2 protein-coding genes are annotated in these 2,238 nt (G+C 45.8%); both read left to right on the forward strand.

The window, feature by feature from the left end; translation table 11 throughout:
- Positions 1-936 (forward strand): VC_2705 family sodium/solute symporter (locus B2U97_RS01490; protein ID WP_286830181.1); only part of this gene is annotated, 936 nt, incomplete at its 5' end.
- A 106-nt stretch (positions 937-1,042) separates the two neighbouring features.
- Positions 1,043-2,238: DUF294 nucleotidyltransferase-like domain-containing protein (locus B2U97_RS01495; protein ID WP_286830183.1), on the forward strand; the 1,196-nt coding region annotated here is incomplete at its 3' end.

Below are 2,238 nucleotides of genomic sequence, written 5' to 3' on the forward strand. Positions count from 1 at the left end.
GGTACCGCTGGTCTGCCTCACGTTATCGTGCGTTTCTTTACAGTACCGAAAGTACGTGATGCACGCCGTTCAGCTTTCTGGGCTCTGACATTTATTTCAGTGGTTTACTTAACAGCTCCGACTATTGCTTCGTTTGCTAAAGTAAATATTTTCAACACCATTAATGGTCCAGACCTACAAGGTGTTGAATACGATAACGCACCAAGCTGGATTAAAAACTGGGAAAAAACCGGCCTAATCACGTGGGAAGACAACAACAACGACGGCAAAATGTTTTACTCAGGTGATGAACGCAATGAAATGACCATTGACCGTGACATCATGGTATTGGCGAATCCTGAAATTGGTGAATTGCCGGCCTGGGTTGTCGCTTTGGTTGCAGCAGGTGGTGTTGCCGCAGCACTTTCTACGTCAGCAGGCCTTCTACTGGTTATATCAACCTCCGTTTCGCACGACTTACTGAAACGAAATTTGGCGCCGAATATAACAGATAAACAAGAGTTGTTATACGCCAGGGTTGCAGCTGCGACGGCAATTGTCATCTCAGTCTACTTTGGTATATACCCGCCCGGCTTCGTGGCGCAGGTGGTCGCCTTTGCCTTCGGCTTAGCCGCAGCAAGCTTCTTCCCTGCGATAATCATGGGTGTATTCCATAAACGTATGAACAGCACAGGTGCGATAGCTGGTATGGTTGTGGGTATACTATTTACCTTCAGTTATATCGTGTACTTCAAGTTCGTCGCTCCCGAACTGAATACTCAAGAAAACTGGTTATTCGGAATTTCCCCTGAGGGTATTGGTACCTTAGGCATGATCATCAACTTTGTTGTAGCAGTTGTCGTGCATAAGTTTACTGGTGACGCCCCGGAAGAAATTCAGGAACTGGTTGAGTCTATACGGTATCCAAAAGGGTCCGGTGAAGCTAAGTCTCACTAACGAGATATATCCTAATTGAAGCCCAGCCTAGTGCTGGGCTTTTTATTGACTAACTCAAGTTAATACACAAAACTGAAATTTGCTTCTCTATAAATTAGGATTAGCCATGGAAGTTAATTCATTTCTACAAGACTGCCCTCCTTTTGATACGTTAGCGGAAGAGCAAAGAAGCTGGGCTGTATCGCAGTTGCAGTCGGTTTATATGAATGATCAGAACTGCAACGATATATTAAAAGATATGAAGCCGGCTCTGTTCATCGTGCGCTCAGGTGTTTTTGATTTAAGAGGGGCCGACGGGCGACTGATTGAGCGTTTGGAAAGCGGCGATTTATTTGGCTATCCATCTTTGCTATCAGGCCGTGAAGTGGTTAATAAATTACAGGCGATAGAAGACGGTATTGTTTATGTTTTGCCACAGTCGGCGTTTGATCGGCTTCGCAATGTGTCAAAATCTTTCGAGCAGTACTTTATAAGGGCTCATGGTCAACGTTTATTAACGGAACAAAAAAGTGATGACGGCACTGATAGTGACTGGAGTGAGCAGACGGTAGGCAGTGTTGTGTCCATGCCTCCGGTTAGTTTATCCAGCAGCACGTCAGTGCAAGAAGCGGCTAAGCTAATGGCTAGCCATGGTATATCGTCTGTTTTGGTCGTTGATGACACCCAATTGGTCGGTATTTTAACGGACAGAGACTTAAGAAACCGAGTAGTGGCTGAGGGCTTACCGCTGGATGTGCGCGTTTCTGCGGTAATGACACAACTGCCGGAATCGGTTTACGAAAATCGCTCGTTAATGGATGCGTTAACCACCATGACCTCCAGCAATATTCACCATTTGCCGGTGGTTAACGATCAAAATCAACCTGTCGGCATGGTGACCGCTACGGATTTAATCCGTCAGCAGCGTAGCGATCCTGTATTCCTTATCAGCGCAATTCGTAAGGCTAGCAGTAAATCACAACTGATAGAAGAAGCGCAAAAACTTCCTGAATATTTGCAGACTTTTGCCAGCCGTGTAAAACAAACATCTGTTTTAGGTCGGCTTATGGCATCGGTTACTGACGGCATGACACGCCAGCTTATACAGCTTTATGAGCAGGAAAACGGCGCCGCACCAGCCGCTTATAGCTGGTTAGCATTTGGCTCGCAGGGCAGGGAAGATCAAACTTTAAGTTCAGATCAGGATAACGGCCTTTTACTCAGTAATGATTTGTCCGATAAGCAAAAAGACTGGTTTGCCGGTTTAGGAGATTACGTCTGCGAAGGGCTAAATGAATGTGGTATCCCATCTTGCCCTGGAAC

This window comes from Idiomarina sp. UBA3176 (assembly GCF_002364295.1).
GTDB classification, from domain to species: Bacteria; Pseudomonadota; Gammaproteobacteria; order Enterobacterales; family Alteromonadaceae; genus Idiomarina; species Idiomarina loihiensis.